We start from the raw sequence: 26446 nt of genomic DNA, 5'->3' as shown, positions 1-26446 counted from the left end.
GGGTTCGAGTCCCACCGGGGGTACGAGGCACGGTGCCGCGCGTAGCGCGGCGGCGTGCCTCGTCGCTGTGGTGGGCGAGAGTCACGCTCGGGCCCACGCCGCCGGTGGCTCCGCGCGTCGCGGAGCGGCGCGTTGTCGAGGATCCGTAAGCATGCGGGTCGTGACCGTATGGATTCCGTGAGGATCGTCGACCCCGCTGCGGGGAAGAGGTTGCATCTGTTGAGCGCCCGTCATCCGACGGCGTAACAGCAACCCCGGGAGTCCCCGTGCTCGACGTCATCTCCGTGGCCGCCACGCTCGCCCTGTTCGCGCTCGTCGGCCTGATCGCGAAGGGGGTCGAGCGGCTGATCCGGCCGTCGTCGGACCCTTCTCCCACCCTGCCGATCGCAGGTGAGGGCCGATGATCGTGTTCTCTGTGCTTGCCGTCACGCTCGCTGTGGCTGCGCTCGTCTATCTCATCGTTGCGCTCCTGAACCCGGAGAGGTTCTGAGGTGGATGCTTCGACGATCTGGGCAGGCATCCTTCAGATCTGCACCGTACTGCTCATCCTCGCCCTGCTCTACCGCCCCCTGGGTGACTGGATAGCCCACACCTACGCGTCGACGAAGGACTGGCGCGTCGAACGGGGCATGTATCGGCTGATCGGAGTCGACTCGCGCTCTGAGCAGACATGGCAGGCCTACGCGCGGGGCGTTCTCGTCTTCTCCGCCGTCGGCGTTCTCTTTGTCTACGCGTTGCAACGTTTCCAGGCCGTGTTGCCCTACTCGCTGGGTCTTCCTGCTGTGCCCGAGGGGCTTGCCTTCAACACCGCTGTCTCGTTCGTGACCAACACGAACTGGCAGTCGTACTCACCCGAGACGACCGTGGGCTACACCGTCCAACTCGCGGGGCTTGCGGTTCAGAACTTCGTCTCGGCTGCTGTCGGCATTGCCGTTGCCGTCGCTCTCGTGCGTGGACTCGCCCGCCGTGGCTCGCCCACGATCGGGAACTTCTGGGTCGACCTCATTCGCGGCATCACGCGGCTGCTGTTGCCGCTGGCTATCGTTGCTGCAATCGCGCTCCTGACTGCCGGCGTCGTTCAGAATTTCGCGGGGTTCACGGCCGTGGACACGATCGCCGGAGCAACCCAAACGATCCCGGGCGGACCGGTCGCTAGCCAGGAAGCCATCAAGGAACTCGGCACCAACGGCGGGGGATTCTTCAACGCCAACTCGGCGCATCCGTTCGAGAACCCGGCCCCGTGGACGAGCGTGTTCGAGATTCTGCTCTTGCTCGCGATTCCTGTCGCGATGGCTCGAGCCTTCGGGAAGATGATCGGCGACAATCGCCAGGGCTACGCGATTCTCGCGGCGATGAGCGTCATCGCGATCGCCTCGATCGCGGTCTTGACGTGGGTGGAGTCGCTCGGTCTGGGTAGTGCTCCGCAGCTTGCCGGAGCGGCGATGGAAGGCAAAGAGACCCGGTACGGGATCTGGGGATCGACGCTCTTCGCCGGCGCAACGACCCTCACGAGCACAGGCGCCGTCAATTCGATGCACGATTCCTACACCGCGCTGGGCGGCATGATCCCCGTGATCAACATGATGCTCGGCGAGATCGCACCCGGCGGCGTGGGATCAGGGCTCTACGGAATGCTCGTGCTCGCCGTGATCGCCGTGTTCGTCGGGGGCCTGCTGATCGGACGCACCCCCGAGTACGTCGGCAAACGCATCGGGCCGACGGAGATGAAGCTTGCGAGCCTCTACATTCTCGTGACACCGACCCTCGTTCTGTCCGGCCTCGCACTGAGCTTTGCGATTCCGGCAGTGCGAGCGGATGTCGAGTCCACGTCGATCTGGAATCCCGGTGTCCATGGACTCAGTGAGGTCATCTACGCCTTTACCTCGGCAGCCAACAACAACGGGTCAGCCTTCGCCGGTCTGACAGCCAACACGCCGTGGCTCAACGCGGCGTTGGGCACCGCGATGCTGCTCGGCAGATTCATCCCGATCGTTCTCGTGCTCGCACTGGCGGGAACTCTTGCGTCGCAAGAACGCGTGCCCGAGACCGTCGGGACACTACCCACCCACCGGCCGCAGTTCGTCGGTCTCCTTGTTGTCGTGGCAGTGGTCGTCACGGCACTCACCTACTTCCCCATACTCACGCTGGGACCCCTGGCGGAAGGGCTTATCTGATGTCCAGTACCACCCACGAACACCTACCAGCGATTCGCGGTGATCAACCCGAGCGCCCAGGACGCTCGCGCGTGCTCAGCGGCGCGCAACTGGTCTCCGCGCTTCCCGGCGCGTTGCGAAAGCTCAACCCCGCGGCGCTGTGGCGCAACCCCGTCATGCTGCTGGTCTGGGTCGGCGCAGCCCTGACGACCGCCATCGCGATCACCGAGCCGTTCCTCGGTGGGCCCGAGGCATCCGGCGGGACTCCCGTGCCGGCCGGGTTCACGTGGGCGATCGCGATCTGGCTTTGGCTGACGGTCCTTTTCGCAAACCTCGCGGAATCCGTTGCCGAGGGACGCGGCACGGCGCAGGCGGCAACGTTGCGGCGCACGCGTACCTCGACGATGGCGCGGCGAGTCAGCGACTATGACTCCGTGTCGGATGCTGCAGCCGAGCGCGCGTCGACGGCGGAGGTCTCGTCGGCAGATCTCACGCTCGGCGATGTCGTCATCGTCGCGGCGGGCGAACTCATCCCCGGCGACGGCGACATCATCGCGGGGATTGCGACAGTCGACGAATCTGCGATTACCGGCGAGTCGGCGCCGGTCGTGCGCGAATCGGGTGGCGATCGCTCGGCCGTCACCGGCGGTACTCGCGTGCTCTCCGACCGGATCGTTGTGAAGATCACGTCGAGACCCGGTGAGACATTCGTCGACCGCATGATCGCCCTCGTGGAGGGCGCCGCTCGTCAGAAGACGCCGAACGAGATCGCCCTCAGCATCCTGCTGTCGAGTCTGTCGTTCGTGTTCGTCATGGTCGTGCTTACCCTCAACCCGATCGCGTCGTACGCTGCGTCTCCGGTATCGATCACGGTTCTCGTCGCGCTCCTGGTCTGCCTCATTCCGACGACGATCGGAGCGTTGCTTTCGGCGATCGGCATCGCCGGGATGGACCGGCTCGTGCAGCGCAACGTGCTGGCGATGTCGGGTCGGGCAGTCGAAGCGGCTGGCGACGTCACCACCCTCTTGCTCGACAAGACGGGAACGATCACGTACGGAAACCGCCGCGCAACGCACACCTCTCCTCTCGACGGAGTGTCCGAGGCCGACCTCACCCGGGTCGCGGCGCTCTCGTCGCTGGCGGACCCTACTCCCGAGGGCGCTTCGATCGTCGACCTCGCCGCGGCCCGCGGCATCCGGGTCTCCCTCCCGGAGGGTGCGATTGTGGTTCCGTTCACGGCGCAGACACGGATGTCGGGGCTCGACCTTGCGGACGGGACGCTGGTGCGAAAGGGTGCCGGGAGCGCCGTGCTCGCGTGGCTCGACCAATCCGGTGCAGGGCCGAGTGACCAGGTGCGAGCGCACGTAGCTGCCGAAGCCGATCGCATCGCTGCGTCGGGCGGAACCCCGCTTGTCGTGGCGACCCTGACGGGCACGGTGGGAACGGTGTCGGGCGTTGTGCACCTGAAGGATGTCGTGAAGGAGGGTCTGCGCGAACGGTTCGAGGAACTTCGCGCGATGGGTATCCGTACCGTGATGATCACGGGAGACAACCCCATCACCGCCGCCGCAATCGCTCGAGAAGCGGGGGTTGATGACTTTCTGGCGGAGGCGACCCCCGAAGACAAGCTCGCCCTCATCAAGCGGGAGCAGGCCGGTGGGCGCCTGGTCGCGATGACGGGGGATGGCACCAACGATGCTCCTGCGCTCGCGCAGGCTGATGTCGGGGTTGCGATGAACACCGGCACCTCGGCGGCGAAGGAAGCCGGCAACATGGTCGACCTCGACAGCGATCCGACCAAGTTGATCGACATCGTCCGTATCGGGAAGCAACTGCTCATCACGCGCGGTTCGCTCACGACCTTTTCGCTTGCCAACGACATCGCGAAGTACTTCGCGATCATCCCGGCGATGTTCATGGGTGTGTTCCCGGGCCTCGCGGCCCTGAACATCATGCAACTGAGCTCACCGGCCTCGGCGGTGACGAGCGCGATCATCTTCAACGCGGTCGTCATCGTCTTTCTCATCCCGCTCGCACTGCGCGGTGTCACCTACCGGCCGGCGTCGGCATCCCGCGTGCTCAGCCGAAACCTGCTCATCTATGGCCTGGGCGGCGTGATTGCCCCCTTCATCGGGATCAAGCTGATCGATCTCGTCATCAGCCTCGTTCCTGGCTTCTGATCACCCCTGGGAGAAACGCAATGTCAACCAGTCACACCACGCGAGCAACCCTTCGCCAGGCGGCAGTCGCGATCCGCGCGATGCTCGTCTTCACGGTCGTGCTCGGTGTCGGCTATACGGCTCTCATCACGGGAATCGGGCAGCTCGCCTTACCCTGGCAAGCAGGAGGTTCGCTGGTGACCGACAGGTCCGGCGAGGTCGTCGGCAGCTCGCTGATCGGTCAATCGTTCACGGATGCCGACGGTAACCCCCTTCCCGAGTACTTCCAGTCCCGGCCCTCCGCTGCCGGTGACGGGTATGACGCGGGCGCCTCGAGCGGCTCGAACTGGGGTCCGGAGAATCCTGACCTCATCGCGGCCATCGCGCAGCGCAAAGCCTCAATCGCCGCTTTCGAGAACGTCGCCGAATCGGAGGTTCCCGCCGATGCCGTGACCGCGAGCGCGTCAGGCCTTGACCCTCACATCAGTCCTGCCTACGCCGAGCTTCAAGTGGCGCGTGTCGCTGAGGCGCGCGGGCTCTCCGAGCGCGAAGTCTCAGCGCTCGTGTCGCAGTACACCGAGAATCGAGACCTCGGGTACCTCGGCGAACCGAGGGTCAACGTGGTGGCGCTGAACCTCGCCCTCGATGCCCTCGATGCCCTCGACCCGTGAGCACGGATGCGGAAACTAGGGTGATCCCATGAAGCGCGGATCGTTGCGGGTCTTGCTGGGCGCCGCGCCCGGTGTCGGCAAGACCTACGAGATGCTCGAGGAAGGTCGACGACTGTTGAGCGAGGGACTCGACGTCGTCATCGCCATCGTCGAAACCCACGGTCGCGCCGCCACCGCCGCCCTGACCGAGGGGCTACCGGTCATGCCGCGTAAGACGGTGAACCACCGCGGCACCGCGTTGACCGAGATGGACCTCGAGGGGGTGTTGAGCCGCCAACCGGCCATCGCGCTGGTGGACGAACTCGCGCACACCAACGCGCCCGGCTCTGTCAATGAGAAGCGTTGGCAGGATGTCGAGGACCTGCGGGCAGCCGGGATCGATGTGATCACGACTCTCAACGTTCAGCACATCGAGTCGCTGGGTGATGTTGTCGAGAAGATCACCGGTGTCGTGCAACGCGAGACGGTGCCGGATGCCGTGGTGCGCGGCGCCGACCAGATCGAGGTCGTCGACCTCGCTCCGCAGACGCTGCGCGATCGCCTCGCCATGGGTGTCGTGTATCCGGCCGAGCGCGTCGATGCCGCCCTTTCCAACTACTTCCGCCTCGGGAACCTCACTGCGCTGCGTGAACTCGCCCTGCTCTGGCTCGCCGACGAGGTTGACAGTGCCCTGCAGTCCTACCGTCAGGAGCACGGGATCAGCGGGACCTGGCAGGCGCGTGAGCGCGTCGTGGTCGCCATCACAGGCGGGCCGGAGGGGGAGACTCTCATCCGTCGGGGCGCAAGGATCGCTGCTCGCTCTGCTGGTGGAGAGATGCTCGCCGTGCACGTGAGCAGCCAGGACGGTCTTCGCGGTGCGGTTCCCGGCGCGCTCGAGGCGCAGCGAACCCTCACTGAGAGCCTCGGGGGGACGTATCACCAGGTTGTCGGCGACGACATCCCGACGGCGCTGGTGCAGTTCGCTCGATCGGTGAACGCTACGCAACTGGTCGTGGGCGTGAGCCGACGTGGCCGACTTGCGTCGGCGCTCACCGGACCGGGAATCGGAGCGACCGTCATCCGCGAATCCGGCGACATCGATGTGCACATCGTCACTCATGCCGCCGCCGGCAGCCGGTTCTCACTTCGCCGGCTGAAGGGCGGGGCGCTGAGCATCCGTCGCCGCATCCTGGGGTTCGCGCTCGCCGTTAGCGGCGGCCCACTGCTGACCTGGCTGTTGATTGCGATCCGGGATCAAGACAGCATCACTGCCGATGTGCTTGCCTATCAGCTGCTCGTCGTCGCTGTGGCGTTGGTCGGTGGAATTTGGCCGGCTGTGTTTGCCGCGATCATGTCGGGACTCACGCTCAACTTCTTCTTCGTCGAGCCGTTGTACACGATCACGATCGCGGATCCGCGCAACGCGTGGGCCCTCGCCCTGTACGTGATCATCGCGATTCTTGTCAGCCTCGTCGTCGATCGAGCTGCTCGTGCGGCGCGCCGTGCCCTGCGCGCCACCGCCGAAGCCGAGCTCATCGGAACTGTCGCGGGCTCGGTGCTGCGCGGTCAGGGCGCCGTTCCGGCCCTCGTTGCTCGTGCGCGCGAGGCGTTCGGAATGTCGGGCGCTCGCCTCGTCGACGAATCTGGCGACGTGCTCGCAACCGACGGCGAACCGCTTCTGAACGGGCGTCACAGCGACGTACCCATCGGCGAGCGCGCGACGTTGGAACTTCATGGCGGCGATCTTGACGCATCGGAGCGGCGCCTGTTGGGTGTTGTGGTTGCCCAGCTGGATGCCGCGCTCGAGCAGACAGCACTTCAGGAGACCGCCCGGGCAGCCGACATCCTTGCCGAAGCCGATCAGGTCCGCAGCGCCCTCCTCTCGGCGGTGAGCCATGACCTTCGTCGTCCGCTCGCCGCCGCGCTTGCCGCTGTCGGCGGGCTTCGCGCCGCGGGGGCCGCGCTCGGTGAGCAGGACCGCGCTGATCTGCTGGACACTGCCGTCGAGAGCCTCGATACCCTCTCGCGGCTTCTCACCGACTTGCTCGATGTCAGCCGGATCGAGGCCGGAGCACTTGCCGTCTCGCTGACGTCGACGGATGTCGGAGACGTTGTGCTCGCTTCGCTCGACGAACTCAGCCTGGGCCCGGCCGCGGTGGAGCTTGCTCTGGATGTGGAGGTGCCGAATGTCCTTGCCGACCCGGTGTTGCTGCAGCGTGTCGTGGTCAACCTGCTCACCAATGCTCACCGTCACTCGCCGGTCGGCACCGCGGTGAGAGTGACGACCAGCGTTCTCGGTGATCGCGTTCAGGTGCGGGTCATCGACCGTGGTCCTGGCATCTCGACGGATCGTCGTTCGGACATGTTCACGCCGTTCCAGCGGCTGGGCGACACCGACAACACGACGGGGCTCGGGCTGGGGCTTGCGCTCTCTCGCGGTTTCACCGAGGGGATGCGCGGGACCTTGATGGCTGAGGACACCCCGGGCGGGGGCCTGACGATGGTGGTGGAGCTTGGCACCGCGCCTATGGTCGGGGATGACGATGCGGCTGTCGCCGAGCGGACGGGCGTGGCGTCGTGAAGGTCCTGGTCGCAGACGACGACCCGCAACTCGTGCGGGCCGTGCGCATCACCCTCGCCGCGCACGGTTACGACGTCGTGGCGGCGCCAGACGGACCGGCGGCGATAGCGCTCGCCGCCAAGGAGCACCCCGACGTGATCATGCTCGATCTCGGGATGCCGCACCTTGACGGGGTTGGGGTCATCCACGCCATTCGAGGCTGGAGCGAGGTGCCGATCATCGTGGTGTCGGGACGTTCGGGTTCCGCCGACAAGGTGGAAGCGCTGGATGCCGGCGCAGACGACTACGTCACCAAGCCCTTCCAGATCGATGAGCTCCTCGCACGCCTGCGCGCACTGACACGGCGGTCATCATCGGCACCGACGGGCGAATCCATGGTGCGTTTCGGGGATGTCGAGGTCGATCTGTCAGCCAAGAGCGTTCGGCGACGCGGCGCCCGTGTTCATCTGACTCCGACCGAATGGCGGATGCTCGAGTTCCTCGCCCGTAACCCCGGAACCCTGGTAACAAGGCAGACGCTGCTGAAGACTCTCTGGGGCACCGAGCAGGTCACCGATACCGGGTACCTCCGTCTCTACATCTCGCAGTTGCGCAAGAAGTTGGAGGTCGACCCCGGCCACCCGGTCCATCTGCTGACCGAATCGGGGATGGGCTACCGACTCACCCTTGAGGCGTGAGCGGTCCCGGTCAATTGGGCCGGACGCGTGCTCCTGGCCGGGGTTTGAATGTCGGAGGCCCCTCGTAGTGTCGGGGTATGGAAGCAGTTGGTGCGGGTGATTCGGGTCAGTGGCCCGGCGCTTCGGATGCCGACGCGTTCCTGTATGAGGGTGATGTGCGGGAGTGGGATGCGGAGGTGGCGGGGTGGGTTCCGCCGCGTCCTGACGCTGTTGCACTTGTCTTGGAGGCTGCTGACATGGAGGCGGTGTTCGCGGCGCAACGGTTCGCGCGGGTCGATGACCTCCGCCTCGAAGCCCTGGATGATGTCACCCGGTATGGGGGTGGGTCGCGGGAGCTGGTGATGCGGTCCCTACGCCTCGAACTCGCCGCGGCGTTGCGGGTGACGGAGAACGCGGCGGGGATGATGCTTGCCCGCGCCGAGTCCCTCGTGCACTCCTACCCGACGGTGTTGGAGTCCCTGTCGCACGCGAACGTGACGGTTCGGCATGCGGAGATCCTGGTCGATGACCTCGACGTGTTGGACCCGGTGGTCGCGGCACGGTTGGTGGGGCTGGCGTTGGGGCTGGCGGAATCGTTGCCGGTGGGGTCGTTCCGGCGGGCGTTACGGCGCCTGATTGACCGGGAAACCGCCCCGACGCTGACGGAGCGTCATCAGGTGGCGGTGCGGGGCCGTCGGATCATGGTGGAACCGGCGGGGGATTCGATGTCGTGGGTGCACGCTTTGGTCCCGTCGGTGGAAGCTCACGCGATCTACGGGCGGGTCACCCAGAAAGCTGTGGTGATCCGTGACCACGACCGCGGTTCGACCCGCGGCGGACAACCGGGGGATGGGTCGGAGCGGAGTCTGGATGAGATTCGTGCTGACGTGTTCTGCGACCTGCTCATCGACGGAACCGTGGCTCAGCACCCGGAGCAGGCTCGGGGGATCCGCGCGACCGTTGTGGTCACCGTCCCAGCCCTCGCGCTGCTCGGGGTCGAGGGTGTGATCGATCCGGCGGAGGTGGAAGGGGTCGGTCCGATCCCGATCGACACCGCCCGGGAGCTGGCAGGTAACGCGTCGGGGTGGATGCGGGTGCTCACCCACCCCGAAACCGGGGTCGTCATCAGCGTGGGGCGCACGAGGTATCGGCCACCGCCGGAGCTGGCGAGACTGGTGACGTGGCGGGCTGACCGGTGCATGAGCCCCGGATGCGGGAAACCGGCCTCCCAGTGCCAGATCGACCACTCTGTCGCGTGGGCCGACGGGGGTGAAACATCCGTGACGAACACGGCACCGTTGTGCCAAGGTCATCACACCGTGAGACACCACGGCGGGTGGCAGATCACCCACCTCGACGACGGGTCGTTGGAATGGGTATCCCCACACGGCCGCCGGTACATCGTCAAACCCGAACGACACCTCCCCACCTTCTACCCCAACGCCGCCTGAACCGGCCTGCGCGGCTACGACAGTTGCACTGGCTCCGGGGCGATAGATCTCGTGCGCGGTGCGGCGAGGGGATCCGCGCACGCCGTGTCGGCGAGCCCGCGCGCGACCAGTAGAGTGCCGTCATGGTGTCGCTTGGTCAGGCCATGGCGGATGCGAGACAGCCGGCTCCCGACGCCGCCACCTATTGGCGCAGGCAAACTGACGCCATAGCCGATGTCTCCGGTCCCGTCGCGACCCTGCACCTCGGTGCGCTGCGTCACAACGCGCTCGATATGGCGGTGCGCGCCGCGGGCGTGCCGATCCGGGTTGCCAGCAAGTCCGTCCGGGTGCGAGAAGCCATCGACGCTACACTCGCGCTCCCGGGCTACGCAGGCATCCTCGCTTTCACGCTCCCCGAAGCGCTGTGGCTCGCCGAGACGCACGACGACGTCGTGCTCGGCTATCCGACCGTTGACCGCGCGGCGATCCTCGCCCTCGCCCAGAGCGAGGAGGCGTGCGCGCGCGTCACCCTCATGGTCGACGATCTCGCCCAGCTCGACGTCGTCGATGCCGTCGTGCCGCCGCGCGCGCGGCCCGCGATCCGTGTCGCGATCGACGCCGACGCGTCCTGGCGCGCCCCCGCGCTCGGCCACATCGGCGTGCGCCGCTCGCCGGTGCACGAGCCGGGGGAGGTGGCGAGCCTCGCGCGGGCAATCACCAGGCGCGACGGTTTCCGGCTCGTCGGGCTCATGATGTACGAGGCGCAGATCGCCGGCCAGGGGGATGCCACCGGATCCGGCGACGGACTCATCCGATGGATGCAGCAGCGTTCGTCCGCTGAGCTTCTGGAGCGGCGCGAGGCGATCGTCGCAGCGCTGCGCCCGATCGCCCCCCTCGAGTTCGTCAACGGCGGTGGAACCGGATCACTGGAGTTCACGGCATCCGACCAGGCTGTTACGGAACTGACGGCGGGAAGCGGCCTGTTCGCCGGTCACCTGTTCGACGGATACCGCGTCTTCGCGCCCCAACCAGCGGCAGCCTTCTCGCTCGAGGTGGTGCGCAAGCCGACTCCCGACATCGCAACGGTGCTCGGCGGCGGATGGATCGCGTCAGGCCCGCCCGTCGCGTCGCGCCAGCCGAAGCCCGTGTGGCCGCAGGGTCTTCGCACACTTTCTCGCGAAGGAGCCGGGGAGGTGCAGACCCCGCTGCAGGGTGAAGCGGCTCGAAGCTTGAACGTCGGAGATCGGGTGTGGTTCCGGCACGCCAAGAGCGGGGAGCTCGCCGAGCGGGTCGAGCGCTATCTGCTCCTGGATGACGACACCGTCGTCGGCGAAGCACCGACGTATCGCGGCGAAGGGAAGGCGTTCCTGTGACACGACCCGGCGGTACATGGCAGAACTGGGGACGCTCGGCACGAGTGCGGCCGCAGAGCGTCGAGTTCCCGGCATCCGCGGATGCCGTGCAGCGCTCGGTAAAGGCGGCAATCACCCGCGGCCGACGCATCAAGGCGGTGGGCGCCGGGCACAGCTTCACGGGAATCGCTATCGCGCCCGACGTCCTGCTCGATCTCACCGATCTCTCGGGCCTCATGTCGATCGACCACGAACGGCGTCGCGTGACGCTGCGCGCCGGAACGCGGTTGCACCAGATCCCGGGGATCCTCGCGCGCCACGGCCTGGCGATGCAGAACCTCGGAGACATTGACCGGCAGACGATAGCCGGTGCCATCTCGACCGGAACGCACGGGACGGGTGCTGCCTTCGGTGGGATCTCCACCCAGATCGTCGGCGCGACCCTCGTCACGGGAACCGGAGACATCCTGCGTGTCAGTGACACCGAGAACGCCGACCTCCTTCCGGCCGTCGCCCTCGGGCTCGGCGCCCTGGGCATCCTGGTCGACGTCACCGTCCAATGCGTCCCTGCCTTCGTTCTCGAAGCAACCGAGCGCCCGGAGCCCCTGGCGGACGTCCTGGACACCCTCGATGACCGAGTCGCGAGTACCGACCATTTCGAGTACTACTGGTTCCCGCACACGGATGTCGCGCTGACGAAGTCGAACACGCGTCTGCCCGAATCCGCTGTCCGCAAGCCCCTGCCCACGGTGGGGAAGTGGGTCGATGAGACACTGCTCGCGAACGGTGTTTACCGGGCGGTGTGTGCCGTTGGAGCGCAGGTGCCGGGCGTCGTGCCGCCGTTCTCTCGGCTCGCAGTCAAGCTCACCGGCAACCGCGACTACACGGACCGGTCCAACCGCGTCTTCACCCAGAGTCGCACGGTCCGCTTCCGCGAGATGGAGTACGCGCTGCCAGCCGCCGCCGTGCGTCCGGCATTCGACGAGATGCGGGCGCTCATTCGCGCTCGCGGATGGCGCATCTCCTTCCCGGTGGAAGTGCGTTTCGCCGCTGCCGACGATCGGTGGCTCTCAACCGCGTACGACCGCGATTCCGGCTACATTGCCGTGCACCGGTATTGGCGAGAAGACCCGACCGAGTATTTCACTGCCGTCGAGCAGATCATGCTCGAGCATGGCGGCAGGCCCCACTGGGGCAAGATGCATACGTTGGATGCCGACCTGCTGCGTGAGCGGTACCCCCGGTTCGATGACTTCGTGTCGCTACGCGACCGGCTCGACCCGCGTCGCGCGTTCCAGAACACCTACCTGGAACGGGTTCTCGGCGCCTGATCCGGTGGTGGCGGCACCCGACGCACTCACAGTCAGCGAGCAGCCGAGTCCCCTAGGATGGGGGCCATGTGGGAGTGGCTGATCCCGGTACTGATCGTCGTGGCGCTCATCGTCATCGTCGGTATCTATCTATGGGCGACATACAACTCGCTTGTGCAGCTGAACGTGCGTGTCGATGAGGCGTGGAGCGACATCACCGTCCAGCTCAAGCGACGAGCGGACCTGATCCCGGGCCTGATCGAGACCGTCAAGGGCTACGCGGCCCATGAGCGAGCGGTGTTCGAGAACGTCACCCAGGCGCGAGCCGAGACACTCTCCGCATCCGGGCCCGCAGAGGCTGGTGTCGCCGAAGGCCACGTGCAGCAAGCTCTCAAGTCGCTGTTCGCCGTCGCTGAGGCCTACCCCCAGCTGCAGGCCAGCACGAACTTCCTGCAGTTGCAGCAGGCGCTGGTCGACACCGAAGACAAGATTCAGGCATCCCGCCGCTTCTACAACGGTGGCGTTCGCGAGTTGAACACGAAGATCAAGGTCTTCCCGAACAACCTCTTCGCGAAGAATCTCGGTTTCACTGAGCGGGAGTTCTTCGAGGTCGTCGACGGGGCAGCGATCTCCGAGCCGCCGCGCATTCAGTTCTGATCGACCCCTGAGGTCGCATGTACAGCGCCATCGCGCGGAACAAGCGCAACACCTGGTTCATCCTCGTCCTGTTCGTCCTGGGCCTGGGAGCCATCGGGCTGCTCGCCGGATGGCTCATGGGCAACAACTGGTGGGTGACCGCTTTCGTGCTGATCTTCGCCGTCGGCTACGCCACCGTGCAGTACTTCGCGGCAGACCGTGAGGCGCTTGCGATGGCCGGCGCCATCCCTGTGTCCCGCGAGGAGGCGCCGCGCTACTACCGGCTCGTCGAGAACCTGTGCATCACGACCGGCACACCGATGCCGCGCCTGTACGTCGTCGAGGATGCCGCACCGAACGCCTTCGCCACCGGCCGTAAGCCCGAAGAGGCCGCGATCACCGTGACGACCGGCCTGTTCGAGATCATGACCGACCGGGAGCTCGAGGGCGTCCTCTCGCACGAGCTCGGCCACATCCGCAACTACGACATCCGGGTATCGCTCATCGTGTTCGGCCTCGTCGTGGCGGTGGGGCTGTTGGCCGACATCCTGATGCGGATGGCATTCTTCGGTGGTCTGCGCCGCTCCGGGGGCAACAACAGTCAAGCGCAGCTGTTCTTCCTCATCTTCGGCATCGTCGCAGCGATCGTCGCACCACTTCTTGCCGGTGCGGTCCAGGCCGCAATCTCGCGTCAACGCGAGTACCTCGCCGACGCAACCGGCGCGCTCACGACCCGTGACCCGGACGGCCTCGCCTCGGCGCTGGCCAAGCTCGAGGAGCACGCGCGACCGCTCAGCCGCGAGAACACGTCGATGGCCCACCTGTGGTTTGCCAACCCACTCAGCGCCAAGGGCATGTCGCGCCTGTTCGCAACCCACCCGCCGATCCCGGACCGCATCGAGCGCCTCCACACCATGGGCGGCCAGTTCTGAGATCTCCCGATCGGCAGCGGGTGCAGGTCAGTCGACCGACAAGACGAGTTGGTTGCCGCTGAAGGCCATGCCCCCGCGCAGCGACCAGTCGTCGGTGCGATAGGTGAACGTTCCCGACGCTCCGTCCCTGGTCGTGCCGGATGCCGTCGCGACGAGGACCCCGCCGGTAGCGGCAAAGCTCGACAGGTCCTCGGCAAAGGCGAGCGTCGGTGCCGTCTCGACGCGGAAAGAGAGCGAGGTCAGTGTGGCGAGGTCTGCGGCCCAGGGAACCCGGATGCCGCAGTTCTCGGGCACCGCATCGGCAGGAGCGGTGCATGCGTCGACGTATGCCTGCACCTGCGCGGATGCCGTCTCAAGCGCGGTGTCCGAGAGCTGCGGCTGCAGTGCTGCTGTCGCGGCCGAGCCAGGTGCCACGGCGACGGTCAGCGCTCCGGTCAGGATGCCGACCGGAGCGGCGTCGATCTCGTAGAGCGCGGGCAGCAACAGGACGGGTTCGTTCACCCCGAACACCGCTGTGCCGATCGCGGCGGCATCACCGAGTGTCGAGGTGATCGTGACCGTACCGAGCCCGTCCGGGGCGACTTTCCAGCCGGTGGGAGTCTGCTGAAGCATCAGCTCACCCGAGCCGGAGGTCGAATCGAGGGTGTAGGTAATCGACGCGGTGGCAGTCTCGCCATCCTCGATGACGCCTGTGACCTCGGCATCCGAGATCGTGGCAGTAGCCCCCGCGAACGCGGCTTCGATCAACGACGGATCGAGGCTGTCGGAGGCGACGAGATCCAACGCCGTGTCGGCGTCGCCGCCGGCCAGCGCACGGAGGTAGTCCTCGGCGACTGCCTGCGGTCCCGGCGGGCGCTGGAGAAGCCACAGCACAAGTCCGGCGACTGCCAGAAGCACGACTCCCGCCGCAACGACGGCGATCAGGGGGCCACGTTTCACACCCCCACGCTAGCGCGCCAGCACATCCGGTTCACGGCATGTGCCAGTTCTAGACTGAACGGATGAGCACGTCCGACGACAAGCCCACGGGGTCGTTCTTCGACGCGATCCGGGACCGGCGACGGATCGTCACGATGCAGCAAACGCGCGGCATCCCCTCAGGCTTCCAGCTTGCCGCCGCGTACGCGTGGCGCTTCCTGGTCATCGCCGCGGCGATCGGTGTCGGGATCTGGCTCGTCATTCAGCTCAAGTTGCTGGTCATTCCGTTGCTGATCGCGATCCTGATCACGGCGCTGGTCTGGCCCGCGTTCGCGGGGATGCTGCGCCTGCGCTTCCCCAGGTGGCTTGCGATCGCCATCACCGTCCTCGGCGCGGCAGCGATCGTCACCGGCTTACTGTGGCTCGCCATCTGGCAGATCACGCGCGAGTGGTCTTCGGTACAGACGCGCACGATCGAGGCCATACAGCAGTTCCGGCAGTATCTGATCGACGGGCCGCTCCACCTGACCGAGACCCAGATCGATGACCTGCTCGCGCAGGCCTGGACCTTCATTCAGCAGCAGGCAGAGCTGCTGTGGTCGGGTGCGCTGGCCATCGGCACCACGGTCGGTCACGTCGCAACGGGGGCGCTGCTCACGATCTTCATCCTCCTTACCCTCCTCGCCGATGGAGCAGGGATTTGGCGCTGGACCACGCGGCTGTTCCCGCGAGCGGCGCGCCCCGCTGTCGATGGCGCCGGCCGCGCCGGCTGGGTGACCGTCGCCAACTATGCGCGAACCCAGTTGCTCGTCGCTACGATCGACGCGATCGGAATCGGTCTGGGGGCGTTCCTGCTCGGCGTTCCGCTCGCGATCCCCATCGCCGTGCTCGTGTTCCTCGGCTCCTTCATCCCCATCGTCGGTGCGGTCGTCACCGGCGCGCTCGCCGTTTTCCTTGCCCTCGTCTACAACGGACCCTGGATCGCGCTGTGGATGCTGGTGGTCGTGCTCGGCGTTCAGCAACTCGAGGGTCATGTGCTTCAGCCGCTTCTCATGGGATCGGCGGTCAAGGTGCACCCCCTTGCCGTCGTCCTCGTGGTCGCCGGTGGTGCGCTGATAGCCGGCATTCCGGGAGCCCTCTTCGCCGTGCCGCTGGCTGCGTTCATCAACGTCGTGGCGGTATATCTCGGTGACCGCGCCTGGGAGCCCGGTGCGAAACTCGACGCCCCCGACCTGATTTGGTCGACAGTTCCCCGCCCGAGGAGAATCAGCACGTGAGCATCCCCACCCTGCCCGAGATCGAGGATGCTGCAGCAACTCTCTCGGGGGTCATCCGACGCACCCCGATGGATGAGTCCCTGCACCTGACCGACCTCCTCGGCGTCCCTGTCGCACTCAAGCTCGAAAACCTGCAGCGCACCGGTTCGTTCAAGATCCGCGGTGCTGCGTACCGGCTGTCGCGGCTGACGGAGGATGAGCGCGCGCGCGGCGTCGTCGCTGCATCGGCAGGAAACCACGCCCAGGGGGTTGCGCTTGCTGCCCGGGAGCTCGGAATCCCGGCGACGATCTTCATGCCGCTCGGGGTGCCCGTCCCCAAGCTCCTCGCTACGCGCGGCTATGGCGCTGACGTCATCCTCGAGGGCGCCACCGTCGAGACGCCGCTTCGCCTCGCGGCGGAGTTCGCGGAGCGTACCGGCGCCGTGCTGATTCACCCCTTCGATCACGGGGACATCATCACCGGGCAGGGCACCCTCGGCCTCGAACTGATGGATGACATGCCCGACCTCGACACCGTCATCATCGGGATCGGCGGTGGGGGATTGCTGTCGGGTGTCGCCGCCGCGGTGAAGGCGCGCGCCGCGGCAGTCGGCCGCACGGTGCGCGTCATCGGCGTCCAAGCCGAAAACTCCGCAGCCTACCCGGCGTCGCTCGCAGCCGGGCGACCCCTGGAGGTTGCCACTCGAGCCACGATCGCCGACGGAATCGCCGTGGCTCGGCCGGGAGATCTGCCCTTCGAGATCATCAGCCAGCTGGTGGATGAGGTCGTCACCGTGTCGGAGGACGACATCGCGCGTGCGCTCCTCGTGTTGCTCGAACGCGCGAAGCAGGTCGTCGAGCCGGCTGGGGCGGTCGGCGTCGCCGCCATCCTCGCCGGTAAGGTCACGGCTCAGGGGCCGACTGCGTGCGTCCTGTCGGGGGGCAACATCGACCCGCTGCTGCTGCAACGGGTCGTCGCACACGGACTGTCGGCATCCGGTCGCTACATGACGATGCGCATCCCCTTGCCAGATCGCCCCGGACAGCTGGCCCGGGTCTCAGAACTGCTTGCGCTCGCGGGCGCCAACGTGATTGAAGTCCTGCACACCCGTCATGGGCAGGGTCTTCAGATCAGCGAGGTGATTCTGCAGTTGAGTGTCGAGACGCGCGGCGAAGAACACAAGGCGCACGTCATCGCGACGCTCGAGAACGCCGGGTTCGTCGTCCACGTCGACGCGGACTGATGCGGCGGCCTACTGCCCGCCGTAGGTCTCGACCTTGACGATCTCGACCGCAATCTCCCGCCCGTTGGGTGCGGTGTACGACGTCTTGTCGCCTTCCTTCAGACCCAGGATGGCAGAGCCCAGCGGCGACGCCTCGCTGTAGACATCGAGCTCTGACCCGGCACCGATCTCGCGGTTACCGAGAAGGAAAACCTCTTCGCCACCGGCGACGACGGCGGTCACGACCGTGCCCGGCTCGACGACGCCCGTGCTCTCGGGCGCGACGCCCACCGTGGCGTTCTTGAGCAGCGCCTGGAGCGTACGGATCCGAGCCTCCTGCTTGCCCTGCTCGTCCTTGGCGGCGTGGTATCCGCCGTTCTCCTTGAGGTCGCCCTCTTCGCGTGCAATCTCGATGCGCTTGGCGATCTCTTCACGGCCGACGGTCGACAGGTGCTCGAGCTCGGCGTGGAGGCGGTCGAAGGCCTCCTGGGTCAGGAAGGTCACCGGGGCATCGCTGGACACGAGCGTCTCCTTTCGTCGGCGCCGATATGGCAAGACGCCCCGGCAGCGCCAGGGCGTCGTGGAATTCGTCCCGCTAGATTACGTCACCCAGCAGGAGTTGATCAAACCCGTCGTCGCTGCCGCTGTCGTCGGGATCGTCTCGACGAACGCCCGCGTGTGATCGCTCGAGGGAGGAATCACCAATACCCGCCAACCCACGATGCCGTGTTCTTCGTCCTGCGCCTCCAGGATGCACGCTACCTCGCGCTCCAGGGGCGCCGTCACCTGGAAACTCAGGCTCACTGACCCGTCATCGACCACGGTGAATCCGGTGGTGTCGGCATCCACGCTTTCGAGGGAACTGGCCACCGTCATCCAGCCGAACCATCCGATGACGGCAACGACGATCACGAGTCCGAGGCCGATGACCCACCGCGGTGCGCGTGCGCGTCGGCGTCCGTAGCGATCGTCGAGCTTCGCGCGGATCGCGTCGTCAGAGGTGGGGAGTGCGGTCGTCATCGGCGGTGTCTTGTGAGTCGTTAGGCTGGAACTCCAGGCTAGACGCTGGCCAGTCGAAACGAGACATGATGCGCATTTTGTTGGGGACCTCGACCCCGGTTCCAAGCCCGTCGGAGACGGTCAACCCCGACCTCGTCACCCCGGGCCCGTGGGGCTTTCTGGTCATCGCACTGCTGGCGGTCGTCGTGATCTTGCTCATCACCGACATGATGCGTCGCATCCGTCGTGGCCGGGTGCGCGCCGACATCCGCGAAGAACTGGACGCCGAGGCGCAGGCGGAAGCCGCCGCGGAGTCGGGTTCAGAAACCGGAGACACTGACGGCGGAGACCCCGAGCCCGGAGAGCCCGAGCGGTCCTAGCTGCGCGAGGCTCTAGCCGTGATAGGCGGGGCTGAGTCCGATGAGCAGGCACGCCGTCCAGTGGCACAGGAACGCGAGCACGGTGCATACGTGGAAGATCTCGTGAAATCCGAAGTGGTTCGGCCACGGGTTCGGGCGCTTGAGCGCGTATACGACGGCGCCCAGTGTGTAGAGGATGCCGCCCACCGCGACAAGGACCATCATGGCGGCGTTGGCCTGGAACAGCGGCACGATGTACATGACCGCCGCCCAGCCGAGCACGAGGTAGAGCGCCACATAAAGCCATCGCGGCGCGTCGATCCAGAACACGCGGAACAGGATGCCGAGAATCGCCCCGCCCCAGACGAGAGAAAGCAGGATGACCGACTGGCTTGTCGGGAGCGCGAGCACCGCGATCGGGGTGTAGGTTCCCGCGATCAGCAGCAGGATGTTGGCGTGGTCGATGCGCTTGAGGACGGCACGGGTCTTCGGCTTCCAGCGGAACCGGTGGTACAGGGCTGAATTGCCGAAGAGCAGCAGCGATGTGAGCATGAATACGGCAGCCGACCACTTCGCCGCCGCGCCCTGTGACAGCACAATGAGGACGATGCCGGCAGCGATGGCGATCGGGAAGGTCGCTGCGTGGATCCAGCCGCGCCAGGACGGCTTGAGTTCGTCGGAGGCGACTGCCTCGGCCTCTTCGATGAGGGGCAGTCGGGGCATCTCAGCGCCATCGACGGCCTCGTCCCATTCGGGGGCCGGGCGCTCGGTCGGGTGGTTCACGCCAGACGGGGTCACACCCCGAGCCTACGGGCCCGAGTATTCCCGCGGGGGCACGCGCCGGTGCTGCGGATCGTCCTCGCGTCGGTGTGGCGCAGGAGTAACGTGGCCGTGTGGCATCGGGAGTCGGAACAGCGCGCGGCAAGGGCCCGCTGTATCGGCTCTACACCGCTCGCCTCCGCCGTGAACTGACACCGGAGAACATGCCGCATCACATCGCGATGATGATCGACGGCAATCGTCGGTGGGCTCGTCAGCTCGGGTACGAAACTGCAGCGCACGGTCATCGTGCGGGTGCGGCCAAGATGCGCGAGTTCTTGGAGTGGTGCGACGACCTCGGAGTCAAGGTCGTCTCGCTCTACCTGCTTTCGACGGACAATGTCCGCAAACGTGACGCTGCAGAACTCAACGACCTGCTGCAGATCATCGCGGGTCTCGCCGAGGAGCTCTCAAGGGTGCGCGACTGGCGGGTCAAGCACGTGGGCCGAGCCGACCTCCTTCCCCCAGAACTGACCACAGTGCTGCGTGCTGCGGAAGACCGGACGGCAGGAAACGCCGGTCTTCACGTGAATCTCGCTGTGGGCTACGGTGGGCGCTCCGAGATCGTGGATGCCGTCCGCAGCATCATCGCCGCCCACGACCGCGACGGAGGCTCGCTCGAGGAGCTTGCGGCAAGCCTCACGCCTGAGCAGATCGGCGAACACCTCTACACCGGCGGTCAGGCGGATCCCGATCTCGTGATCCGGACCTCGGGCGAGCAGCGGCTCAGCGACTTCCTGCTCTGGCAGAGTGCTCACAGCGAGTTCTACTTCATGGAGGCTCTCGGACCTGACCTTCGCGAGGTCGATTTTCTTCGTGCCCTGCGCAACTACGCGAGTCGCGAACGCCGCTTCGGGAGCTGAGCGCGGGGAACACCCGCCCGCGGTGCGCCGTGGGCGTGCCACAATGTGACCGTGACGGGTGACATCACGACGTATATCGAGTCCTTCGATTCCGAGCCCGGCTACCTCGACTGGGCGGCATTCGGTCCGCTCTCTCCCAATGTTCGCAGCGAAGTTCACGCGGATGCCGAGCTGCTGGGCACGGGGCGCCGTTCGAGCGTCGACCTGGTGAACGAGCACGTCGACCAGTCGCGTACTCACGCGGCATCCGTCTTGGGTGTGCCCGCAGAGCAGATCGTCATTCAGCCCTCGACGAGCCACGGCCTGCAGCAGGCGATCTATGGCCTCAGCGGCACGCTGCTGCTGTCGCGCGCTGAGTTCCCCGCCCTCACCATTGCCGCCGCGCGCGCCGAGGCATCGCTCGGTACCATGCGAGCGGCGTGGCTGGATCCCGAGAACGGGTTCATGACTCCGGATGCCGTCCGCGACGCCCTCACCGATGAGGTGACCGCCGTCGCCGTGAGCCTCGTGGATTTCCGCACCGGCTATCGCGTCGACCTCAGCGCCCTCCGCGATGTGATCGGGGATCGCCTGCTCATCGTCGACGCGATCCAGGGGCTCGGGATCGTCGACGCCGATTACGGTGCCGCCGACGTCGTCTGCGCTAACGGATACAAGTGGCTGCGCGCCGGGCGCGGCACAGGGGTCGCCTCGTACAGCCCGCGCGCCGTCGATCGGCTGGCTCCCGTGCTCTCGGGCTATGCGGGGGTAGCCGATGGCCTGCCCGTGGATGAGGTGCCCGAGCCGTCGCGTGACGCGCGCGCCTTCATCGTTTCGAAGGCCGATTCGCTTGCGGCTGCGCGCCTCGGAAGTGCGCTCCATGAGATTCACGAGGTTGGTGTGGCGACGATCGGCGCAGCAGTCGAGACGCGGGCGACGCGGGTGATCGAGATCGCCGACGAGAACGCCATTCCCGTCATCACTCCTCGAGAGCCCCAGCTTCGCGCGGGAATCGTGACCCTGGCTCCCGAACCGCAGGATGCCGCACCGCTGGCGGCTGCGCTCGCCAACGCAGGAGTCACGATTACTCCTCGCGGCGGCACGATCCGCGTCTCCACCCACGCCGGGACTGACGACGAATCCCTCTTGCTGTTCGCCTCCGCACTTTCGGCCTACTCTGCTTCGCGAGCCTGGTAGAACCCGCGAGGAATTTACCTCGACGTAACGGGACCGACAGCGTGTCGATGCCTACGCCACCCGCTCCCCGTCGTACGTTCAACTCGTCGGGCAAGGCGCCCGACCGGGTCGGCCGTCAGGATCGCGACTCGTGACCCCTGGTCGACTCGCTGGGTACCGGGAATTACCACCCGGGGCGGGAGTGGGTTGTGACCACACGGGCAGCACAGGCACAGAACCGGGTTCACCAGGATGACCGGATCGAGGATGCCGAGCAGGATCAGACGCTGCGCACCTACGTGCTCGACACATCGGTGCTGCTGAGCGATCCGCGCGCGTTCTTCCGATTCGCGGAGCACAATGTCGTGGTCCCGGTGGTGGTCATCACCGAACTCGAAGGCAAACGGCACGACCCCGAGATCGGCTACTTCGCGCGGCAGGCGCTGCGTCATCTCGATGAGTTGCGGGTCGAGCACGGGCGACTTGACTTCCCGGTTTCTGTCGGCGCCGGTGGGACCCTGCGCGTCGAGTTGAACAACACCAATCCCGATGCACTGCCCTCGGGTATGCGACTCGGGGACAACGACAGCCGCATCCTTGCCGTGGCGATGAACCTGGCATCCGACGGCCAGGAGGTTACCGTCGTCTCAAAGGACCTCCCGATGCGCGTCAAGGCGGCCTCCCTCGGCATCTCAGCCGAGGAGTACCTTGCTGAGCAGGCAGTCGACTCCGGGTGGACTGGCATAGCCACCCTTGACATCTCCGGCGACGAACTCAGCGATCTCTACGAGAGCGAGGTCGGTACCAGCGACCAGGTGACGGGCCTTCCCGTCAACACGGGCCTGATCATCCACTCTGAGCGGGGGTCGGGCCTTGGTCGTGTCACCGGCGATGGCGGTTTCCGGCTCGTTCGCGGCGACCGCGACGTGTTCGGGCTGCACGGTCGCTCGGCTGAGCAGCGCGTCGCGATCGACCTCCTTCTGGATCCGGAGGTCGGCATCGTGTCCCTCGGTGGTCGGGCCGGCACAGGCAAGTCGGCTCTTGCCCTGTGCGCTGGGCTCGAGGCGGTGCTCGAGCGGCAGCAGCAACGGAAGATCATCGTCTTCCGTCCGCTGTTCGCGGTGGGCGGTCAGGAGCTCGGCTACCTGCCCGGTGACCAGGCAGAAAAGATGAACCCGTGGGGTCAGGCGGTGTTCGACACGCTCGGATCCGTGGTCTCTGGGAACGTCCTCGACGAGGTCGTGGAACGGGGACTTCTGGAGGTCCTGCCTCTGACGCACATCCGAGGTCGCTCCCTGCACGACGCTTTCGTGATCGTCGATGAGGCCCAGTCACTCGAACGCAACGTCCTGCTGACGGTGCTTAGCCGCATCGGCCAGAACTCGCGAGTGGTGCTCACCCACGACGTCGGCCAGCGAGACAACCTCCGGGTGGGGCGCCACGACGGTGTCGCCTCCGTCATCGAGACCCTCAAGGGCCAGGCGTTGTTCGGTCACGTCACCCTCGTGCGCTCGGAACGTTCGGCGATTGCGGCTCTGGTCACCGACCTTCTCGAGTCGGGAGAGTTGTCCTGACGGGATCGCATTGAGCTCGCTCCCATCGCATGCCAAGGAAACAATGAGAAGAGTCTCATCGAGCGGTCGGTCATCGGGGCCCTGGCTTCTGTCACCATGGTTGCAACGGGTTCCGCGAGCCCCCCAGATCGCGAGGCCCTCCGGTCGGTGACCCCCCAATAACCGGCCCTGCCCCCGGCGACACCCCAGACGCCGGGGGCATTCTCGTTACTCCCAGCGGTAGCCGGCGCCGCGGACAGTCGCGATGTGGTGGGCGCCGAGCTTGCCCCGCAGATAGCGCACGTACACGTCGACGACGTTCGACCCCGGATCGAAGTCCATCTCCCAGACGCGGCTGAGAAGCTGTTCGCGAGACAAGACCGTCCCCGGGTTGCGGAGGAATTGCTCAGCGAGAGCGAACTCTCGAGCCGATAGTTCTACCTCTCGACCCGCAACCAGCGCCCGCCGAGACAACAGGTCGAGCGAGACCTCGCCATGCACGATCGTCGTGCCGGCGTCGGTCGGCAGCTCGCGCAGCCGCGAGCGCACGCGCGCGAGCAGCTCCTCGAAGGTGAATGGCTTGCGGATGTAGTCGTTCGCCCCGGACTCGAGGCCTTCGACAGTATCCCGGGTGCTGGTGCGGGCAGTGAGCATGATGATCGGCACCGTGCGACCCTCGCGTCGAATCTGCCGAAGCACCTCGAGCCCGTCCACCGTGGGCAGACCGATATCGAGGAGGCCGAGGTCGATCCCCCCACCCCGAAGAAAGTCGAGCGCAGGTGGACCGTCGTCGACAACAACGACGTCGTAGCCTGCTGCGCGCAGCCCCCGCTCCACGAACGCCGAGATCTGCGGCTCGTCTTCTGCGATGAGGATCCTCGTCACCGCTTTCCCCCCTGATGGATCACGTCATCGGCGCGCACCGGCGCCGGATAGGACGCGCCGCTGGTGTGCGGCACGTGGATCGTGAACGTTGCCCCACCCCCGGGGGTATCGGTCACCTCGCAATGGCCACCGTGGCCTTTCGCGATGGCATCGACGATTGCCAATCCCAACCCTGAGCCTCCCACACTTCGGCGTCGTCCCGCTCGGTCAAATCGACGGAAGATGCGATGGCGCATTGCCGGCGGTACTCCGGGACCGTGGTCGCGCACCCAGAAGCGCACTTCTGCGGGGTCCGCCGCGCTGCCGATATCGATCGGACTCGCGTCGGGTGAGTACTTCGAGGCATTGTCAGCCAGCTGCAACCACGCCTGAAGGAGGCGGTCGCCGTCGCCGAGCATCAGCCCTGAAGCTCGATCGGTGACGCGCCAGTCGTGTCCGGGAATGACGGCGACCATGTCCGCCATGCGTGTGCTGAGGGCGGCAAGATCGATCTCATCAGACGCGTAGGTGTCGGTCTCCGCCGCTGCCAAGAGATCGATGTCTTCGACCAGTCGGTTGAGGCGATCGAGCTCAGCGATGCCGATCGCCCGGGTGGCTTCGACGTCGGCCGGATCCGATGCATTCATGATCTCGAGGTGTCCGCGCACGATGGTGATCGGTGTCTTCAGCTCGTGACGCACGTCATCCAGCAGCTGTCGCTGCGAGTCAATCGAACCCTCGAGGCGGTCGAGCATCGAATTGACAGTCTGCGACAGGTCAGCGATGCTCTCGCCTCCCTCGGATGGTAGGCGGCGGCTGAGATCGGCCAGCGTCATGCTGTCGGCGGCCTCACGCACCTCCGCGATCGACCGCAGTGCCGCGCCGGCGACGAACCAGCCGACGACGGCGACGAGAGCAATCGTGACGACGGATGCGACGCCGAAGACGATCATGGGAATCAGCAGGTCATCCAGCGGCGTTCCCATACGCCACAGCGCCGCAGCCTGCACCGTGAACGTCACGCCCCCGACGAGGGCGAGGGCGACTGCGCACGCCAGCGCCACACCCGTGACGATGCGAGTGCGCGCGGATCGCGGCCGCCGGGACCGTGTCATGGGGTGATTATGGCCCGGAGCGTCGGCTCCGCGCATCCACGCCAGCTCAGCCCGGGTGGGTCATCGACAGCAGGTCGAGCTTCTCGTCGAGCTGTTCGAGGGTCAGCTCGCCGCGCTCGATATAGCCCAGGGCGACGACGGCCTCCCGAATCGTGATCCCCTCGGCAACCGCGTGCTTGGCGATCTTGGCCGCCGCCTCGTACCCGATCAGCTTGTTCAACGGCGTCACGATGGACGGCGACATGCCGGCAAACGCTGAGGCGCGCTCGACGTTGGCTTCCAGACCCGCGATCGTCTTGTCTGCCAGGACCCGGACCGTGTTCGAGAGCAGCCGGATCGATTCCAGCAGTGCCGTCCCCATGACCGGGATCGCGACGTTCAGTTCGAAGGCGCCCGAGGCTCCTGCCCAGGCGATCGTCGCGTCGTTGCCGATGATGCGCGCGCACACCATCAGGGTCGCCTCGGGAACGACCGGGTTCACCTTTCCGGGCATGATCGACGAGCCCGGCTGCAGGTCGGGAATCCGCAATTCGGCGAGACCCGTGTTCGGGCCCGACCCCATCCACCGCAGGTCGTTGTTGATCTTCGTGAGCGACACCGCGATCGTGCGCAGAGCACCGGATGCCTCTACAAGCGCATCGCGGTTCGCCTGGGCTTCGAAGTGATCCTTGGCCTCGGTAATCGGCAGCTCGGTTTCGGCGACCAGGATCTCGAGGACCTTCTGCGGGAACCCGAGAGGAGTGTTGATTCCAGTGCCGACGGCGGTGCCGCCCAGCGGCACCTCGGCCACGTGGGGGATGACAGCCTGAACACGCTCGATGCCGAGACGGATCTGACGCGCGTAGCCACCGAACTCCTGGCCGAGGGTAACGGGAGTGGCATCCATGAGGTGAGTCCTGCCGGACTTCACGACGCTCTTCCAGAGCTCTGCCTTTTCTTCGAGAGCTACCGCCAAGTGGTCAAGCGCGGGAATGAGGTCATCGATCAGCTCCTGGGTCACTGCGACGTGCACCGAGGTGGGGAAGACGTCGTTCGATGACTGCGAAGCGTTGACGTGGTCGTTCGGGTGAACGGTCTGGCCGAGGCTGTGCGTCGCGAGGGTAGCCAGCACCTCGTTCATGTTCATGTTCGACGACGTTCCGCTGCCGGTTTGATACACGTCGATCGGGAACTGGTCGGCGTGAGCACCACCGATGATCTCGTCGGCCGCCGCAGCGATCGCTTCCGCGATCTGAGCGTCCAGGGTGCCGAGGTCTCGGTTGGCCAGCGCTGCGGCCTTCTTGATGCGCGCCAGCGCCACGATCTGCGCGGGATCGAGCGCATCGCCCGAGATGGGGAAGTTCTCGACGGCGCGCTGAGTCTGCGCGGCATACAGTGCGTTCTTGGGGACACGCACCTCGCCCATCGTGTCGTGTTCGATGCGGTACTCGATGTCAGTCACGTCCTCGTTCCTTCGCTTCAGG

The 26446-nt window shown here is 66.4% G+C and carries 25 protein-coding genes; 18 read left to right on the top strand and 7 right to left on the bottom strand.

Annotated features, from left to right (window positions below):
• Window positions 1–266 precede the first annotated feature (266 nt).
• The 12 genes from AADH62_RS12345 (at window position 267) to AADH62_RS12290 (ending at window position 13859) form a co-directional block, all read left to right on the top strand.
• A complete protein-coding gene (locus AADH62_RS12345) occupies window positions 267–404 on the top strand; it encodes a hypothetical protein (protein WP_341579726.1) in 138 nt (45 codons plus the stop codon).
• On the top strand, window positions 401–490 hold the full coding sequence (gene kdpF / locus AADH62_RS12340; RefSeq protein WP_300593079.1) for a K(+)-transporting ATPase subunit F: 90 nt from the start codon (window positions 401–403) through the stop codon (window positions 488–490). Before AADH62_RS12345 ends, kdpF begins: the two co-directional genes overlap by 4 nt.
• Before the next feature lies 1 nt (window position 491).
• On the top strand, window positions 492–2174 hold the full coding sequence (kdpA, locus tag AADH62_RS12335) for a potassium-transporting ATPase subunit KdpA (RefSeq protein WP_341579725.1): 1683 nt from the start codon (window positions 492–494) through the stop codon (window positions 2172–2174).
• Window positions 2174–4333 (top strand): potassium-transporting ATPase subunit KdpB, encoded by a 2160-nt coding sequence (gene kdpB / locus AADH62_RS12330; protein WP_341579724.1) that lies wholly within the window; start codon window positions 2174–2176, stop codon window positions 4331–4333. The genes kdpA and kdpB overlap by 1 nt, the downstream gene beginning before the upstream one ends.
• A 20-nt stretch (window positions 4334–4353) precedes the next feature.
• On the top strand, window positions 4354–4983 hold the full coding sequence (gene kdpC, locus AADH62_RS12325; protein WP_341579723.1) for a potassium-transporting ATPase subunit KdpC: 630 nt from the start codon (window positions 4354–4356) through the stop codon (window positions 4981–4983).
• A 28-nt stretch (window positions 4984–5011) separates the two neighbouring features.
• Window positions 5012–7543: a DUF4118 domain-containing protein gene (locus AADH62_RS12320; RefSeq protein WP_341579722.1), complete on the top strand. Its 2532-nt coding sequence runs from the start codon at window positions 5012–5014 to the stop codon at window positions 7541–7543.
• Window positions 7540–8220, top strand: coding sequence for a response regulator transcription factor (locus AADH62_RS12315; RefSeq protein ID WP_341579721.1), 681 nt, complete (start codon window positions 7540–7542; stop codon window positions 8218–8220). Before AADH62_RS12320 ends, AADH62_RS12315 begins: the two co-directional genes overlap by 4 nt.
• Window positions 8221–8297: 77 nt before the next feature.
• A complete protein-coding gene (locus AADH62_RS12310) occupies window positions 8298–9650 on the top strand; it encodes an HNH endonuclease signature motif containing protein (RefSeq protein WP_341579720.1) in 1353 nt (450 codons plus the stop codon).
• Between the two features lie 122 nt (window positions 9651–9772).
• The gene (locus AADH62_RS12305; protein ID WP_341579719.1) at window positions 9773–11002 is read left to right on the top strand and encodes an alanine racemase; all 1230 of its coding nucleotides are present in this window, start codon (window positions 9773–9775) and stop codon (window positions 11000–11002) included.
• A complete protein-coding gene (locus AADH62_RS12300) occupies window positions 10999–12312 on the top strand; it encodes a D-arabinono-1,4-lactone oxidase (protein ID WP_341579718.1) in 1314 nt (437 codons plus the stop codon). Before AADH62_RS12305 ends, AADH62_RS12300 begins: the two co-directional genes overlap by 4 nt.
• A 66-nt stretch (window positions 12313–12378) precedes the next feature.
• Window positions 12379–12948, top strand: coding sequence for a LemA family protein (locus AADH62_RS12295; protein WP_292708368.1), 570 nt, complete (start codon window positions 12379–12381; stop codon window positions 12946–12948).
• Window positions 12949–12965: 17 nt separating this feature from the next.
• On the top strand, window positions 12966–13859 hold the full coding sequence (locus AADH62_RS12290; RefSeq protein WP_341579717.1) for a M48 family metalloprotease: 894 nt from the start codon (window positions 12966–12968) through the stop codon (window positions 13857–13859).
• A 27-nt stretch (window positions 13860–13886) separates the two neighbouring features.
• Here AADH62_RS12290 and AADH62_RS12285 read toward each other — a convergent pair whose 3' ends face one another.
• On the bottom strand, window positions 13887–14798 hold the full coding sequence (locus tag AADH62_RS12285) for a hypothetical protein (protein WP_341579716.1): 912 nt from the start codon (window positions 14796–14798) through the stop codon (window positions 13887–13889).
• Between the two features lie 62 nt (window positions 14799–14860).
• On the opposite strand from AADH62_RS12285, the gene AADH62_RS12280 reads away from it, so the two are divergent.
• Together AADH62_RS12280 and ilvA are read left to right on the top strand one after the other, a co-directional pair.
• Entirely contained in the window at window positions 14861–16054 is a 1194-nt protein-coding gene (locus AADH62_RS12280; RefSeq protein WP_341579715.1) for an AI-2E family transporter, read from the top strand.
• Entirely contained in the window at window positions 16051–17277 is a 1227-nt protein-coding gene (gene ilvA, locus AADH62_RS12275; RefSeq protein WP_341579714.1) for a threonine ammonia-lyase, read from the top strand. The genes AADH62_RS12280 and ilvA overlap by 4 nt, the downstream gene beginning before the upstream one ends.
• Window positions 17278–17286: 9 nt before the next feature.
• Here the strand turns inward: ilvA and greA are convergent, their stop codons facing one another.
• A complete protein-coding gene (gene greA / locus AADH62_RS12270; RefSeq protein WP_292708378.1) occupies window positions 17287–17778 on the bottom strand; it encodes a transcription elongation factor GreA in 492 nt (163 codons plus the stop codon).
• A 78-nt stretch (window positions 17779–17856) separates the two neighbouring features.
• On the bottom strand, window positions 17857–18276 hold the full coding sequence (locus AADH62_RS12265) for a DUF4307 domain-containing protein (RefSeq protein ID WP_341579713.1): 420 nt from the start codon (window positions 18274–18276) through the stop codon (window positions 17857–17859).
• Window positions 18277–18344: 68 nt separating this feature from the next.
• Between AADH62_RS12265 and AADH62_RS12260 the strand changes: the two genes are divergently transcribed.
• Window positions 18345–18635 (top strand): hypothetical protein, encoded by a 291-nt coding sequence (locus AADH62_RS12260; RefSeq protein WP_341579712.1) that lies wholly within the window; start codon window positions 18345–18347, stop codon window positions 18633–18635.
• Window positions 18636–18647: 12 nt separating this feature from the next.
• Here the strand turns inward: AADH62_RS12260 and trhA are convergent, their stop codons facing one another.
• On the bottom strand, window positions 18648–19337 hold the full coding sequence (trhA, locus tag AADH62_RS12255; protein WP_300593100.1) for a PAQR family membrane homeostasis protein TrhA: 690 nt from the start codon (window positions 19335–19337) through the stop codon (window positions 18648–18650).
• Between the two features lie 170 nt (window positions 19338–19507).
• Between trhA and AADH62_RS12250 the strand changes: the two genes are divergently transcribed.
• From AADH62_RS12250 to AADH62_RS12240, 3 genes are all read left to right on the top strand, one after another.
• Window positions 19508–20296 carry an isoprenyl transferase gene (locus AADH62_RS12250; RefSeq protein WP_341579711.1) on the top strand — a complete coding sequence of 263 codons (789 nt, stop codon included), beginning with the start codon at window positions 19508–19510 and terminating at the stop codon, window positions 20294–20296.
• Window positions 20297–20347: 51 nt separating this feature from the next.
• A complete protein-coding gene (locus tag AADH62_RS12245; protein ID WP_341579710.1) occupies window positions 20348–21472 on the top strand; it encodes an aminotransferase class V-fold PLP-dependent enzyme in 1125 nt (374 codons plus the stop codon).
• A gap of 188 nt (window positions 21473–21660) precedes the next feature.
• Window positions 21661–23025 carry a PhoH family protein gene (locus tag AADH62_RS12240; protein WP_425355685.1) on the top strand — a complete coding sequence of 455 codons (1365 nt, stop codon included), beginning with the start codon at window positions 21661–21663 and terminating at the stop codon, window positions 23023–23025.
• Window positions 23026–23232: 207 nt separating this feature from the next.
• On the opposite strand, the gene AADH62_RS12235 is transcribed toward AADH62_RS12240, so the two are convergent.
• From AADH62_RS12235 to AADH62_RS12225, 3 genes are read right to left on the bottom strand one after another with little or no spacing between them, the layout of a single operon-like run.
• Window positions 23233–23889, bottom strand: coding sequence for a response regulator transcription factor (locus AADH62_RS12235; RefSeq protein WP_341579709.1), 657 nt, complete (start codon window positions 23887–23889; stop codon window positions 23233–23235).
• Window positions 23886–24983: a HAMP domain-containing sensor histidine kinase gene (locus tag AADH62_RS12230; RefSeq protein ID WP_341579708.1), complete on the bottom strand. Its 1098-nt coding sequence runs from the start codon at window positions 24981–24983 to the stop codon at window positions 23886–23888. The genes AADH62_RS12235 and AADH62_RS12230 overlap by 4 nt, the downstream gene beginning before the upstream one ends.
• A 46-nt stretch (window positions 24984–25029) precedes the next feature.
• A complete protein-coding gene (locus AADH62_RS12225) occupies window positions 25030–26424 on the bottom strand; it encodes a class II fumarate hydratase (protein ID WP_341579707.1) in 1395 nt (464 codons plus the stop codon).
• Between the last annotated feature and the right edge of the window lie 22 nt (window positions 26425–26446).

The organism is Microbacterium schleiferi (assembly GCF_038150145.1).
Taxonomy (GTDB): Bacteria; Actinomycetota; Actinomycetes; order Actinomycetales; family Microbacteriaceae; genus Microbacterium; species Microbacterium schleiferi_B.
Note: the sequence above shows the minus strand (reverse complement) of the source record. Positions and strands in the feature narration are given on the sequence as shown.